12 protein-coding genes and 1 tRNA gene are annotated in these 13,767 nt (G+C 55.2%); 10 read left to right on the forward strand and 3 right to left on the reverse strand.

Translation table 11 applies throughout. The features are described 5' to 3' along the window. Window positions 1–5 precede the first annotated feature (5 nt). The 3 genes from BUA94_RS01305 to BUA94_RS01315 all read left to right on the forward strand — a co-directional run bounded on the left by BUA94_RS01305 (window position 6) and on the right by BUA94_RS01315 (window position 3,918). On the forward strand, window positions 6–1,601 hold the full coding sequence (locus BUA94_RS01305; protein WP_073010639.1) for a gamma-glutamyltransferase: 1,596 nt from the start codon (window positions 6–8) through the stop codon (window positions 1,599–1,601). Beyond that, window positions 1,598–2,986, forward strand: coding sequence for a M20 family metallopeptidase (locus tag BUA94_RS01310; RefSeq protein ID WP_073007808.1), 1,389 nt, complete (start codon window positions 1,598–1,600; stop codon window positions 2,984–2,986). The genes BUA94_RS01305 and BUA94_RS01310 overlap by 4 nt, the downstream gene beginning before the upstream one ends. A 146-nt stretch (window positions 2,987–3,132) precedes the next feature. Continuing rightward, window positions 3,133–3,918: a DUF1868 domain-containing protein gene (locus BUA94_RS01315; protein ID WP_175557973.1), complete on the forward strand. Its 786-nt coding sequence runs from the start codon at window positions 3,133–3,135 to the stop codon at window positions 3,916–3,918. A 122-nt stretch (window positions 3,919–4,040) separates the two neighbouring features. On the opposite strand, the gene BUA94_RS01320 is transcribed toward BUA94_RS01315, so the two are convergent. Next, window positions 4,041–4,838: a hypothetical protein gene (locus BUA94_RS01320; protein WP_073007811.1), complete on the reverse strand. Its 798-nt coding sequence runs from the start codon at window positions 4,836–4,838 to the stop codon at window positions 4,041–4,043. A gap of 548 nt (window positions 4,839–5,386) precedes the next feature. Here BUA94_RS01320 and BUA94_RS01325 point away from each other — a divergent pair. Then, a complete protein-coding gene (locus BUA94_RS01325; RefSeq protein WP_073007814.1) occupies window positions 5,387–6,577 on the forward strand; it encodes a tyrosine-type recombinase/integrase in 1,191 nt (396 codons plus the stop codon). Beyond that, a complete protein-coding gene (locus BUA94_RS23225; protein ID WP_139250977.1) occupies window positions 6,556–6,948 on the forward strand; it encodes a hypothetical protein in 393 nt (130 codons plus the stop codon). Before BUA94_RS01325 ends, BUA94_RS23225 begins: the two co-directional genes overlap by 22 nt. A gap of 704 nt (window positions 6,949–7,652) precedes the next feature. On the opposite strand, the gene BUA94_RS01330 is transcribed toward BUA94_RS23225, so the two are convergent. Both BUA94_RS01330 and BUA94_RS01340 read right to left on the reverse strand, forming a co-directional pair. After that, entirely contained in the window at window positions 7,653–9,794 is a 2,142-nt protein-coding gene (locus BUA94_RS01330; protein WP_139250978.1) for a hypothetical protein, read from the reverse strand. Window positions 9,795–10,613: 819 nt separating this feature from the next. After that, a tRNA-Ser gene (locus tag BUA94_RS01340) sits at window positions 10,614–10,703 on the reverse strand. 523 nt (window positions 10,704–11,226) lie between these two features. Here BUA94_RS01340 and rplU point away from each other — a divergent pair. From rplU to BUA94_RS01365, 5 genes are all read left to right on the forward strand, one after another. After that, a complete protein-coding gene (gene rplU, locus BUA94_RS01345) occupies window positions 11,227–11,607 on the forward strand; it encodes a 50S ribosomal protein L21 (protein WP_073007820.1) in 381 nt (126 codons plus the stop codon). 49 nt (window positions 11,608–11,656) lie between these two features. Continuing rightward, entirely contained in the window at window positions 11,657–11,926 is a 270-nt protein-coding gene (gene rpmA / locus BUA94_RS01350; RefSeq protein WP_073007824.1) for a 50S ribosomal protein L27, read from the forward strand. 130 nt (window positions 11,927–12,056) lie between these two features. Continuing rightward, window positions 12,057–12,659, forward strand: coding sequence for a GNAT family N-acetyltransferase (locus BUA94_RS01355; protein WP_073007827.1), 603 nt, complete (start codon window positions 12,057–12,059; stop codon window positions 12,657–12,659). Continuing rightward, entirely contained in the window at window positions 12,659–13,225 is a 567-nt protein-coding gene (locus BUA94_RS01360) for a GNAT family N-acetyltransferase (protein WP_073007830.1), read from the forward strand. The genes BUA94_RS01355 and BUA94_RS01360 overlap by 1 nt, the downstream gene beginning before the upstream one ends. Continuing rightward, window positions 13,222–13,761, forward strand: coding sequence for a GNAT family N-acetyltransferase (locus BUA94_RS01365; RefSeq protein WP_073007832.1), 540 nt, complete (start codon window positions 13,222–13,224; stop codon window positions 13,759–13,761). The genes BUA94_RS01360 and BUA94_RS01365 overlap by 4 nt, the downstream gene beginning before the upstream one ends. Window positions 13,762–13,767: the final 6 nt, after the last annotated feature.

A 13,767-nucleotide genomic window follows, 5' to 3' on the forward strand; every position in this document is an offset into this window, starting at 1 on the left:
GAGACATGGCTGAGATAGCACTTTCCGGAACGCAGAGCGTCCGCAAGACCGTCATCGAGACACCCTATGGTGTGGTGGCCGCCCAAAATGGCCTGGCGGCCCGCGCGGGGGCGGAAGTCCTGGCAGCCGGCGGCGATGCCGTCGATGCTGCGGTGGCGACGTCCTTTGCCATCGGCGTGGTCGAACCCTGGATGAGCGGACCGACAGCGGGTGGGGCGATGATGCTCTGGCGGGCCGAAGAAGGCCGCGCCTATGCTCTGAACCACGGCATGAAGTCCCCCGCGGCCCTTGATCCGGCCGACTATCCGCTCAGCGGAGCCGGCAAGGCGGGCGATCTTTTCCCCTGGGAACAGGTGGTGGATGACCGCAATGTCTTCGGCGCGACGGCTGTCGCCATTCCAGGCACGGTCGATGGCCTCGGCCAGGTGCATGCGAAATTCGGCAAGATGCCTTGGGCCGATCTTCTGGCTCCAGCCATCAGGCACGCCAGGGAAGGCCTTCTGGTCGACTGGTATGCTGCGCTGATCATTGCCTCCAGCACACGGGCGCTTGCTGTCGATCCCGATGCTGCAGCGCTTTTCCTTGAGGACGGTCAGTGGCCGACCATTTCCGGCTGGACGGCCCTTGCGGAAAAGCGGCTCGATCAGTCGCGCATGGCGGCAACGCTGGAGCAGATCGCCCGCAACGGTGCCCGAGAGCTCTATGACGGTGAGGTCGGCGCTGCCATGGTTGCCGACATGCGCGCCAAGGGCAGCGTGATGAGCCGCGACGATCTGGTGGCCTATCGGGCCGAGCTCATGGAAGCCTTGAGCTTCGACTATCGCGATGCAAGGCTCCATGCGGTTCCCGGTCTCACGGCTGGCCCGACCTTCAAGACCACCTTCGAGGCACTTGCTCAAAGCCGGTTTGGTGATGCGCCGGATGCTGACACTTATCTCGCTTATGCGGACGCTCTGAAGGCGGCCTATGAAAAGCGGCTGTCGACCATGGGCGATGAGAACGAAAGCCCCGAAACCCCTGCCTGCACGACGCATTTCTCGGTCGTCGACCGCAAGGGCAACATGGTGGCACAGACCCAGACGCTTCTGTCGATCTTTGGCTCTCGTGTGGTTTCGCCGTCCACGGGCTTGCTGATGAACAACGGCCTTATGTGGTTCGACCCGGTCCAGGGGCGTCCCAATTCCCTCGGGCCCTCGAAGCGGTGCCTTATGAATGTCTGCCCGGTCATCGGCGAAAAGGGCCAGACCCGTATTGCCTTCGGCGCATCGGGTGGCCGGAAGATTGTCTCCGCCGTGAGCCAGATGTCGTCCTTCGCGCTCGACTTCGACATGGGCGTGGAAGACGTCTTCCATCAGCCGCGGATCGACAGCTCCGGTGGCGCGTTCATCGTTGCGGATGACAAGCTTCCATCCGCTGTGATTGACGCCCTTGCCACACGGCATGAAGTGCACCGCACACGCAGAACCGTATTTCCTTATGCCTTTGCCTGTCCGGCAGGGGTGATGCGCCGGGGTGAGCTCAACTCCGGCTGCACCGAAATCATGTCGCCCTGGGGCGATGCCATCTCTGAAGCAGATATTCAGGACACCCAAAAGCCATGACACGCGACGCAGCGATCGAACACGTCTCCACTTACTTTGACGAAGGCAGCTTTGTCAGCGATCTGGCTGGTCTGGTCGCCTTCGAGACAGAAAGCCAGAACCCGGTTCAGCAGCCGGAGCTCTACCGCTATCTGAAGGAAGCCATGCAGCCCCGGTTCGAGGCCGCCGGCTTTACCTGCGAGATCTATGATAATCCGAACCCGACCGGCGGACCGCTGCTGATCGCCGAGCGCCACGAAGGAGACGGCCTGCCGACGGTTCTCACCTATGGCCATGGCGACGTCATTCGCGCCCAGACCGACCAGTGGCGCGAAGGTCTGCATCCGTTCAAGCTGGTGGAAGACGGCGACAAGCTCTATGGCCGTGGCACGGCAGACAACAAGGGCCAGCACCTGATCAACCTGGCGGCTCTGGAAGCGGTGATCGCGGCCCGCGGCAAGCTTGGCTTCAACAGCCGCTTCATTGTGGAAATGAGCGAGGAAGTCGGCTCGTCCGGCCTGGCTGAGTTCTTCGAGGCCCAAAAGGAAAAACTGACCGCGGATGTGCTGATCGCCTCCGATGGTCCGCGTCTGCAGCCGGACCGGCCGACCATGTTCATGGGCTCGCGCGGCGGCATCACCTTTGATCTGGTCGTGGACCTTCGGGAAGGTGCCCATCACTCCGGCAACTGGGGCGGGCTTCTGGCTGATCCGGCCATGATCCTGGTTCAGGCGCTTTCCACCATCACCGACGCCAGGGGCCAGCTGAAGATCCCGGAATGGCGCCCGACCAGCCTGACCCCGGCGATCCGCGAAGCGCTGGATGGCCTGCCGATCGAAAGTGAAGCCGGACCGGAGATCGACATGCACTGGGGCGAGGAAAGCCTGACCCCGGCCGAGCGGGCATATGGCTGGAACAGCTTTGCCATTCTCGCCATGACGAGCGGCGTGCCGGAGGCTCCGGTCAATGCAATTTCCGCAAAGGCACGGGCTGCCTGCCAGCTGCGCTATGTGGTCGGCACCGATGCGGAAGCCGTTCTGCCTTCCCTGCGCCGCCATCTAGACGAGCATGGCTTTGAAAAGGTTCAGATCGTTCCCCATGAGCGCGGCTTCTTCCGGGCGACCCGCCTGGATCCGGATCATCCCTGGGTGACCTATGTGAAGGATTCGCTGACGCGCACGGGCGGCCGTGAGCCGCATGTTCTGCCGAACCTTGCCGGGTCTCTGCCCAATGACAGCTTCACCGACATTCTCGGCCTGCCGACCGTCTGGGTGCCCCATTCCTATCGTGCCTGTTCCCAGCACGCACCGAATGAGCACGCGCTGAAGTCCCTGAGCCGGGACGCCCTGCGCCTGATGGCCGGTCTCTTCTGGGATATTGGCGAAGGCGATTGCCCGCGCCGCTGACCACTCAGGTCCGGGAGCCGGGTCTTGGCCCGCTCCCGGAACCATGTCTATGGTGGCGATGCCCCCTGTCCGTCGCCAAAGGGTCATGAGCCTGCGCTATGTCTTTCGGCAGACTGGACTTTCTGTCCCTGCCAGAGGAGCCCTCCATGACCGCAGATCTTGCTTCCCCGACAGACAGTCCCGAGATGCTGCACAAGCGTGCCATGGATGCGCTGACCGGCGGTGGCGCAGGGACGGGGCGGCCCGGATCGATTACCGGGGCCGGTGATGGCGGCAAGTTCACGCCGGATGGCACCGTACTGCCCTGGCCCGGCAACACCTTCATTTTTCACATCGACAAGGCATCGCCCGCCTATTCGGCCCTGTGCCGGATCCAGGACGCGCTGATGGCGCAGCCTTTTGCAGATCATTTCACCTATCTGCCGCAGCCCAGCTTTCACATGACCGTCTTCAGCGGCGTTGGCGGCGAACCGCTCGATCCGGAAGACTGGCCTGAAAGGCTGGAGCGGGGTCTGCCGCTGGAGGACGTCACCCGGCTCTTCATCGAGCGCCTGGAAGGATTGACCGCTCCTTCGGGTCTGCGCATCAGTCTGGCGCATCTTCATGGCGGCTATTCCATGATGGTGCGTCCGGACGGGGAAGAGGTCGAAGAGTGCTTGCGCCGCTTCCGCAATCAGTTGCGCGATGCGTTGGGCTTCTCCCGCCCGAACCATGACACTTACCGCTTCCACGTGACACTGGCCTATCGCACCCGGTTCATGGAGGCAGAACAGGCGGAAGAAGTCATCCGCATCTGCCACCAGATCTTCGCTCCGCACCGCGAAGCCTTGTCCGGCATCCGGCTGGGCCCGGCCGAATTCTGCGAATTCGGGAACATGTATGAGTTCAAGCCAAAGGCATTGCTCAGCGAAGGCGGCTTGATCCGGCTTTGAGGGATCGCAATCGAGCTGCAAATCGTCTCAGAAATATGAATCAGTCAGAAAAGTCGAAGTTCAAATCCAAAAAAATGATCAGGATTACTCTTTTGATCGGGAATAATAATCTATGTTTCTGCTCAATTTGGGTCGCCACATACGAGAAATTTCCCGCCTTTAATCCCTGCGGAACTTATAGCCTGTTGTAGTTCATGTGAACCTAGAACTATTTTTCTCGCTACGCCTCCGCTTCCAAAATACTGCGCAGATTTAAACATGTGATGATTGGTGTCGAACCTTGGTGAAGGAGTGTGACCTCTAGAAATTGGAGGATATTTTTTTATCCCGCAAGCATCGCACTTATAATAATTATGTATGTCATTCATCTGCAATTCGACAATATGGCTCACGTCTAGCTGAACGACAGTCTCAATAGTCAAGCCGTCTTTGTGTAGCAGTACCGGCCTGCACTCGATGCCAAGCGGCTTGAAAACGCGTTCCCAAACATCAGGGGGAACAAAGTACTCGTCAAAAATCCAATTTGCCTGAAGTATAGATTTCTTCCCCCAAGCTGGGGCCTTCTTAAACCGAAATGGTGCTTTTTGTATGAGCCCACTTCCACATGTTTTGCAATATTGACTTAAATCATAGGTTGCTTCCAAAAAGCCAAAATTGTCCTCCGGCTGTGGGTATCCATGATGCCAGCTTGCTGAAATGGCAAGATATTTTGCCTTTTCAATTTCTGTTCGTGAAAATTCTGTGTATGTGAAATCTACAAAGGAGTATTTGTTAACAAGTTCTTTTATTGATGGCCATCGTTCGTCATCTTCATCAATTTTGAAGGTGCAGAATCCTGGTTTTAGGTTGATGCCGATTTCGAAGAAATTCCTCTTCTCTTCTTCTTCGACATTCATTGAAATGATGTGAATTATCTTCATTTTTCCCAAAAACCAAGAGCAGGTAGTATCTCAGGATACTGCAATATTTTTCTCTTGCACTACACGTTATTTTCTAACGATTGGCATGGTTCGTTCGGTAGCTGTAGCGATTGGATTCACGCTGGGGTTGTGTAATCACTCGATGCTTTGAGCGCGTCTCCGGACATTGCGCGGGGACGTATGTAGCGGTCTGCCGTTTGCTGCATTCTTGGGTGGGGGAGGTCAGAATGCCTCATAACGCCGAAATCATGAACCCAGCTTCAAGGTTTGCACGGCGCTGGAGGCTGTAAAGGGCGAGCGTAGATTGTCGTGTCGCCTTTGGTCGTCAAACACGGTGCACATCCGAAGATGTTCTTCCAGACGAGGAGGGCGGCTTAGGGGGTAGGTTAAAATGGCGGAGAGAGAGTCCGTCGAATCACTGTTCTTTGCTGCTTTAAGGTGTCGAAAAACTCGCAATTTTCTGGCTTAATTCTGCGATTATTGTCTCTATCTGTGCATTGATAGTCATTCATGTCCACCCCATATAGTGGGGAAGGAAGTGGGGATTAATGACCAGATCAATTCACAAACTCAGCCCTTTGAAGGTTCCGAAGCTGGAAGGGCCGAAGCGACATAGTGACGGCGGCGGGCTCTATCTGAATGTTACCGGAGCGGGAACGCGCTCTTGGATTTTCATGTGGGCGGTAAACGGCAAGCGCCGGGAAATGGGCTTGGGTTCCTACCCGGCAATCTCGCTGGCTGATGCGCGTTCAAGGGCTGACGATTGCAGGAAACTGGTCGAACATGGCTTTGATCCAATCTCGGAGCGGGATCGGCAGCTTGAAAAGACGTTTGGAGAATGCGCTGAGGAATACATCGCGGCGCACAAGTCGTCATGGAAAAATGAAAAGCACCAGGGCCAGTGGGGAAATACCCTGACAACTTATTGCGCGCGCATGTGGAAGCTGCCGGTTTCAAAGGTGAATGATCAGCAGGTCTTGGCCTGCTTGAGACCGATCTGGGCAAGCAAGAACGAGACAGCTAGTCGCTTGAGAGGCAGGATAGAACGGGTTCTCGATTATGCGAAGTCGAATGGTTGGCGCGACGGAGAGAACCCTGCGCGTTGGCGCGGAAACCTTCAGCATATCTTACCCAAGAGGCAGAAGCTGGCACGCGGTCATATGGCTGCGCTGCATTTTAACGCTTTGCCGGAGTTTTTCGAGCGCTTGCAGGCTGCGAATTCGATGTCGGCGCGCGCTCTAGAATTTCTAATTCTGACGGCTTCACGTTCTGGCGAAGTGCGGGAGGCGAAATGGTCGGAGTTTGATCTCGAAAAGAAGATATGGACTGTTCCGGCTGCCAGGATGAAAGCCCAGAAAGAACATAGCGTCCCGCTGAGTGAGCAGGCTGCCGCTTTGATTGGGAAACTGAAAGCCAATCAGGTTTCTGAGTTTGTATTTCCGGGGCAAAAGATTGACGCCCCCATGAGCGATATGACGCTCACCGGCTTGCTGCGTCGGTGGAAGGTGACAACCGTTGTTGATGGGCGGGAGCGAACGGTTACCGCGCACGGCTTCAGATCGACATTCAGGGACTGGTGCGGAAACGAGACTGACTATCCGCGAGAATTGGCGGAGGAAGCACTTGCGCACCAGATTGGCAATGCGGTTGAACGAGCGTATCGTCGGCAAGCCGCGATTGAAAAGCGCAGAAAGCTCATGCAGGATTGGGCGAACTATTGCGTTTCTTGCAGGAATTGAGGGCAAAATTTATGAAGTCTAGATTTCTAATTTCGTTGTGCTTTATGGTTTCTGGCTGCGCTGGTGTTACCGAAGCAATGAAATATCAAGGAACGCCGATACAGCGCTTTGAGTATGCTGGAGATAATTGGCGAATATTTGATAAGCCAGCTGAAGGAAAGATGATGACAACGCCTTCGATTGGAGCTGGAATTTCAGCAGGAACGGCGCGTGGGCTTACATTCGGCATTGCTGGGGCGTTGCCTGAAGGTTTACAGCATCAAGAGATGGCGAAAGAATATCTAAAGAGCACAGGACGCGAAAGTTGTAGTATTTTTGAGACAAAAAAGGTAATTCAAGGCCAGTATGAAATTATTTACAAATGTAATTAGGGGCGGCGGCAATGAATATGCGAGAGTTTGGCGATAAACTTGATGCTGGTTGGTCTGTGATTGGTTACTCAGTTTGCATGGCGGAGGCCGGAGCTTTGGTTCATAATATAATGATACAAAATGGACGAAAAACTCAGGCAGTTACCGTAGTAATGCAGGGTCAGAGAGAAGCTGGACGGGTTGTTAATGTGATCTCAGAATAGTTGCTATTCTATATATGCAGTATTCTCTCGAAAAATTTCTTTTCCTGACAATAGATGTACGCCAACGGAGAAGTATCCATGATTCTTAACTTCTATAAATCTTATTAACTTTGGGCCTATAGATAGGTATTTATCATCTTTTAAAAATATTTCAATAGAATTATTCTTACTGTCAGCAAATATTAAGTCTATTACATTTAGTTCTACTTCATGTGAACTATTAAGAAAACATTTAATTATATTGTACTCACTCTCAATGTTGCGTCTGCTATATACAGTGACACCATTGATTACTCGGCATTGATTCATATCAATTTGCATTTGTGACATATGAAAATATTGCTCCTGTGTTCTGTAAGTTTATGGATTTCAAATAGGGGGCTAGGTGGGCTGTAAGGGCTATTTCCTACTGCTTCTAGAAAAATGGCTTATTACTTAAAACAAAAATTTCATAAGAGCTGAAAATAGCCCTTACAGCCCCTTGAGCCCCCTTTATGCATTTCAATTGATCTTGGTAAGAGACCATTTTTTGGTGCTTTTTCCTTGCTTGATGATCTTGAGTCCATTTGAAACCTTCCCTTCGTTCTGTGAAAGGAAGGTGCCGAGTCTTTGAGGGTCAATTGCGTGCGTCTTTGTTGCCGCGATAGCCCTGAGAGCTTCATAGAACGGATCATCCAGTGTGTTTGCTTCGGAGCTGCTCGCTTCAGCTTTCAGTTCCGCTGCCGTCATGGGTCGATTCAGGCCGATCCTTTTTTGCCAGGCGTCCACCAGGTTCGAAAGCCGCTCAACTGAAGGGTCATTCTGCCGATTATCTTCCATGGTCTCGCAAGGGTCATCCTTGCCAAGCCAGATCAAGGCCGAACGGACCAGGGCCGACCAATCTTCAAAACTGGCAAGGTTCCTACGCGAGTTTGGTTTTCCGACACTGATATAAGCCTGCACAACGGTGAGGGCTGCGCTGACGTATTTTGCCCTGTCTTTCAGGATCAGATCAAAGGGGCTGTCGGCAAAGGATCTTGTTTCAGGGCGCTCCATATTGGCGTCCAGAGAACAAAGAACGGTTCTGCGGTTCATGTCTTCGACAAGTTGAATATTGTTGCCGGTCGCGAACACTGAGCAGTGGCTTTCAATCTTGATCAATGTCGATTTGCCGAGTGGGCGGATTTCAATCAGCGGGCGCTCAACCATCTGGCAAAGAACGTCGGAGCCGAGTTGCCCGTTCACGTTGTCGATGGACAGAAGGGCAGGATTGCCTAACAAAGCTGAGCCCAGACGCTTGTCTGTTTCCTCTCCGCTTCCTGCGGAAATGACAGGGGCGCGATGCCCTGAAACAATGGCGCTGGCAAGGTCGATCAGATAGCTCTTGCCGGTTCCTGCGGTTGGGGCGCGAACGGCATGGAGAGGCATTTGTGGAATTGCCCCTCTCACAACCGGAGAAATGAGCGCGGAAAGCGCCACTGAACGGCTTGCAGGCGAAGCGAAGGGAAATCCATTCAGAAGCCCTTCCAGAAGCGTCAGGGCAGCTTCTGCGTCTGATCTTGAGGGGTTCTGCGGGTGAGAAGACAGATCCAGGTTGGAAGCAAGGTAAAGGCCTGTCGCTTGGTCATAGCCGGGGTTCAGGAGAACTGAACCGTCTGGACGAAGTGTCGGCGCTGTCAGGATGCCGCGCAGCTTGGGGGAACGCCACTCACCATCGCGGCTAAGCAGGATCTTTGCTGCGTTTCGGTCTGGATGAGCCCTCTTCCATGCCTTCTGCTTCAGGTCGTATTTTTGCCATTCAGAGCAACGCGAGAGGAAGTCAATCAAACTGTCTTCGCTCAATGGAATTGTTCGCGCTGCATCGACCACCGCGCCATTGGTGGCTTGAGTCTGTTCCTTTGCAACCTTTACCAGCCCAGCGCCGGTAACATAGATGGGAACTGCGGCATTGATGAATGCATCTTCTGCCTCGTCTGCCATTCGGTCCAATTCGCCGGGCACGATCTTGATAATCGGAGTCGGTCTCTCAGGCACTTGCTGCGCGACAAGAGCAAGCAGGCCCGCCTTGCTATTTCCAGCCTCCTGCCAATCCGTCACGTCTCCCTTGAGCGGAAGGCCCGGAAGACGAATGACGCGTACGCTCTTTGCGACGGGCAGAACGGATTGCAGCACCTGTTTTGCATGGGCTTCGCCGCGCTCATCGTTATCAGGAAGGATGACGACATCCCGATCCTTTAGCCATTGGCTGAATGAGTCTTTCCATTTCAGTGCGCCGAAAGGGTTGCAGGTCGCAGTAAGGTCAAGACTTCTAAGTGTCTCAACATCCTTTTCCCCTTCGACAATGAAGACGGGCTCATGAGCGTTGGAAGAGACAAGCTCATGGAGGCGATACGGGACCGGCTGCGCTTCGCCCATACCTGATAGGATGTCAGCCAACTCGTTGGACTCAAACCGCTCCGAATAACCAAGTGGGTTAATATGTTGTGTTCGGAAAACCTTTTCGCCGTCAGCGTTGGTGCCCTTGCAGATAAAGAACAGGTGCCGATTCTTCTCATCTGTATATTCGTACTTGGCGACTTGCCTTGTTCCGAAGCCCCATTGCGGGCGATCAGGATCGCCAGCATTCCAAGAGCCAGAAGTTTTGATATTTGTCTTAATTGTCATTAGCGGCCTTTCATAATAATTGGGCGCAGAAAGCCGTTCCGGCGCTCAGCGGGAAGCGGCGGGCAAATGCGGTTCGATCCGCAAAGTCTTTTGGATTTAAGTCAGAAGCCGCGCTGGGCGGTTTCGCTGATGCCTAAGCGGTAAGGGTCGGACGCTTGTGGCGATTGCGCCATGCTGCCGCGTCTTCGGCGGCAATGAGCGTGCGCTCTCCGATTTTGATGATGTCAGGTCCGTCACCCTTCTTCAGCAATGCGTAAAAGCTGGAGCGGCTGATTGAATGCGCCGCGCAAAATTCATTGATTGAGTATGCGAGTTTGATTTGAGAGGTTTCCAAAAAATTATTCCCATTTCTATTGACACGATGTCTGCGATGCACTAGAAACGAACTTGACAATGTTCATATAATTTCAGATGCGCTTATTCAGACAAATACGTATAAGCGCACACTTTGGCGTGCTTGTCAAGTTTTTAATGGCGGATTGGCTTTAAAAATGCCTGAACACCGCTGCTTGTTGCAAAAATATCACAAAATTTGAAGGTTAAGATGCCTGTCTCTGCGGGCTCTAACGGTATGGGCGGTTAATTAGCTGTGTTCATGGCCTGCCTGCTCAAATCAGCTATAAGCTCGACAGAGGCGCTTCAGTGAGCCCGCTAGATAAGTATGGAGCCACTTATGAAGTCGTTCAAACCGGTGAGATGCTGACCGTTGTCTGAGTGCACTCGCTAGATGAGTGCCCCAATCGCAATTGGGGAAGGAAGTGGGGATCCACGCTAACTGTCCCGATTTAATTCATTATATCAATTGCTTAAAAGAAAATATGGCGGAGAGAGAGGGATTCGAACCCTCGGAACGCTTGCGCGCTCAACGGTTTTCGAGACCGCCCCGTTCAACCACTCCGGCACCTCTCCGCGGTACTTGTCGACAAACGGGTCTCAAGTGGCGCGGAACATAGACAAGGTGCCGGGCGCCCGCAAGGGGCTCGCTTGCTGTTTCTGCCGTTTTTTTGTTTGCCGATGCAAAGCCGGGGGAAAAGCGGGAAATCAAGGGCTTCGCAGGTGTGGGATTTGCTCCCCGGGAGAGTTTGAGCCGGTTCAAGGCGCTTGTGATAGGCTTTGGCTCTAGTCATTGCTCCTCAAAAAGGGACAAGAAACCCGCAAGTTCGCGGCACTTGCGCGTTGACTCGCAGCGTTCCTTGTCTATATTGCGCGAGCTTGAAAAGGCAGGATCGACCCTGAGTCTGCCCTTTCTTCCTGTCCAAGGCCTGATGGTCAGATCTTCGAATTCTCCATAATTCAAGATCTTACGTCGCAAAGATCCACTTTCCGTGACAACGGTTTGCGGGCGCCGATCGGCAGCTGGAACAGCGCTGGCATGACTGCATGAATGCAGCAGCACAGCGTGTAGAAGAACGAAAAGAAGGACGTGCGAGACATGTTCGCAGTGATCAAGACCGGCGGTAAGCAGTACACCGTCGCCGCAAATGACCTCCTGAAGGTCGAAAAGCTGGACGCCGAAGCAGGCAGCACCATCACCTTTGATGAAGTGCTCATGATCGGCGAAGGCGCAGACACCACTGTTGGTGCACCGCTTGTTGAAGGCGCTTCTGTGACTGCAGAAGTTGTCGACCAGGCCCGCACCCGCAAGATCATCATTTTCAAGAAGCGCCGCCGCCAGAACTCGCGTCGCCGCAACGGTCATCGTCAGGCCTACACGCTTGTGAAGATCACCGACATTCTTGCTGCAGGCGCAAAGCCGGCTGCCAAGAAGCGCGCAACGAAGAAGGCACAGACCGAAGAAGCTGCTGGCGAATAATCGCCGCCACTTGGGTCTTAACTGAACAGCAAAGACGAGGAGTTTCGTCATGGCACATAAAAAAGCAGGCGGTTCGTCGCGTAACGGCCGCGATTCCGCGGGTCGCCGTCTCGGCATCAAGAAGTTCGGCGGCGAAGCTGTGATTCCGGGCAACATTATTGCGCGTCAGCGCGGCACCACCTGGCATCCAGGCACGGGCGTTGGCATGGGCAAGGACCACACCATCTTCGCAACCGTCGAAGGCAAGGTTGAGTTCCAAGCTAAAGCCAACAACCGAACTTTCATCAACGTGCTTCCGGTAGCGGAAGCAGCGGAGTAAAGCCGACGTGTCATCCAAACCGCCGGCGCCCCATAGCCCCGGCGGTTCACGTGGATGAACCGGTCAAGAAAATGACAGGGGAGATGGGTCGCCATCTCCCCTTTTCTTTTTTCTTGACTGGAGCATGAACATGGTTGTCGAAAGTGAGAGTTTCTTAGACGAGAGTTGTCCCGGTGCGGCCCCTTTGCCGCAGGAAAGCCTCCGGATCCGGCTGGACATGCCGCGTACGGACGATCTGGCCGATATCGTATTTCTCGCCAACAACCGTCACATTGCGGCAAATCTCGCGAACATGCCGCATCCCTTTTCTCTCAATGATGCCAAGGCCTTGATTGCACGGGCGGACGCTGCCCGGGGCAACAATGCGACGTTTGCCATCCGGTTGAAGTCGACCGGCCGGCTCATCGGTGTTGCCCGCTATGCGACGGTCGAGCCGGAATGCCCGGTTCACGTCGGCTACTGGCTGGGGGAGCCCTTCTGGGGTCACGGGCTGGCGACCGAGGCCGTTCACGGCCTCGTCGATCATGCCTTCACCTATGGCACGATGCGGGAGCTGACTGCTGCCTGCCGGGTCACCAATCCGGCTTCGCGTCGGGTTCTGGTCAAGTCCGGGTTCCAGTACCGGGATCAGTCCATGATCCGCTCCATCGGCGCGGGCGGTTCGGTTCCGATCGAGCGGTATCTGCTGGACCGGTCCGTCTGGGCTTCGCTCAAGCAGTGGGGGAGGTCGTGATGGCTCATCCCAGCTTGACGACGCGACGACTGGTCTTGCGGCCGCTGGAGCGGCGGGATGCGGAAAGCATCGCGATGCTTGGCAACCGGGACTTTGCGATCGTTCGCTGGCTCACCGGTCCGTCCTGGCCTTATGAGGATGGCGAGGCGGAGGCCTATGTCGAAAAGGTCCTGTCCGGCTCTCAGGCGGAAACTGCGGCCTTCGCCATCACGCTTGGCGGCGTGTTCATTGGCGCAATCGAACTCACGGCGCCCGGAGACCTGGATGGCGAGCAGTCGGATTGCCCGACTGTCGGCTACTGGATCGGACGGTCGTTCCATGGCTTCGGCTATGCCTCGGAGGCCCTGCAGGCCGTGCTCGACTGGGCCTTTGAGGTGCAGCATTGTCCGGCGGTGGCCGCACGCGCTTATGAGGAGAACGCGGCGTCGCGGGCTCTCTTGCGCAAGCACGGGTTTGCGCCTGCTGGCAAGGATGTGCGCTTTTCCAGGCCGCTGGATCGCAAGGTCACCAGTATTGTGGTGCGTCTGGACCGGGCGGCTTATGAGGCAGGGCGGGTTGCGGCATGAACGGCTTTCCGATTGTGACGGAGCGCCTCGTGCTCCGGCCTCCGCTTGCATCGGATCTCTCTGAAATCGCAAGGTTTCTGAGCGACTATGAGGTGGTGAAGAACCTGTCGCGCGTGCCTCACCCCTATGATCTTGAGGCAGGGCGGGCCTGGCTCGCCGCGGCGGACAGGGGCTGGCATGATCCGGATCAGATGGAAGATCTGAGCGCAATGATCACGCTGGATGGTAACCTTGCTGGCTGCATTTCGCTCAAATCATTGCAACTGAACCCCGAGATCGGCTATTGGCTGGGCAGAGATTATTGGGGCAGGGGCCTGATGAGCGAAGCTGCCGGTGCGATGGTGTCCTGGTTCTTTGCCAACACGGGTCACGATGTTCTGGCCGGTGAAGCCATGGCGGACAATGCCGCCTCGCTGAAAGTCCTGACGAAAGCCGGCTTCAAGGTGACGGGCAACGCGGTTTGCAACAGCCTTTCGCGGGGCTGTGGCGTTCCTGCGATCCGGACCGAGATCCGCCGTCAGGATCTGATGAATTGAAAGCCC

Source organism: Roseibium suaedae (genome assembly GCF_900142725.1).
GTDB lineage: Bacteria > Pseudomonadota > Alphaproteobacteria > Rhizobiales > Stappiaceae > Roseibium > Roseibium suaedae.

Excerpts from the sequence above, each read along its gene's own strand:
- BUA94_RS01310 (WP_073007808.1), top strand. The coding sequence starts at position 1,598 with ATGACACGCGACGCAGCGATCGAACACGTCTCCACTTACTTTGACGAA.
- BUA94_RS01305 (WP_073010639.1), top strand. The coding sequence starts at position 6 with ATGGCTGAGATAGCACTTTCCGGAACGCAGAGCGTCCGCAAGACCGTC.
- BUA94_RS01325 (WP_073007814.1), top strand. The coding sequence starts at position 5,387 with ATGACCAGATCAATTCACAAACTCAGCCCTTTGAAGGTTCCGAAGCTG.
- BUA94_RS01360 (WP_073007830.1), top strand. The coding sequence starts at position 12,659 with ATGGCTCATCCCAGCTTGACGACGCGACGACTGGTCTTGCGGCCGCTG.
- BUA94_RS01320 (WP_073007811.1), bottom strand. The coding sequence starts at position 4,838 with ATGAAGATAATTCACATCATTTCAATGAATGTCGAAGAAGAAGAGAAG.
- rplU (WP_073007820.1), top strand. The coding sequence starts at position 11,227 with ATGTTCGCAGTGATCAAGACCGGCGGTAAGCAGTACACCGTCGCCGCA.
- BUA94_RS01355 (WP_073007827.1), top strand. The coding sequence starts at position 12,057 with ATGGTTGTCGAAAGTGAGAGTTTCTTAGACGAGAGTTGTCCCGGTGCG.
- rpmA (WP_073007824.1), top strand. The coding sequence starts at position 11,657 with ATGGCACATAAAAAAGCAGGCGGTTCGTCGCGTAACGGCCGCGATTCC.
- BUA94_RS01330 (WP_139250978.1), bottom strand. The coding sequence starts at position 9,794 with ATGACAATTAAGACAAATATCAAAACTTCTGGCTCTTGGAATGCTGGC.
- BUA94_RS01365 (WP_073007832.1), top strand. The coding sequence starts at position 13,222 with ATGAACGGCTTTCCGATTGTGACGGAGCGCCTCGTGCTCCGGCCTCCG.
- BUA94_RS01315 (WP_175557973.1), top strand. The coding sequence starts at position 3,133 with ATGACCGCAGATCTTGCTTCCCCGACAGACAGTCCCGAGATGCTGCAC.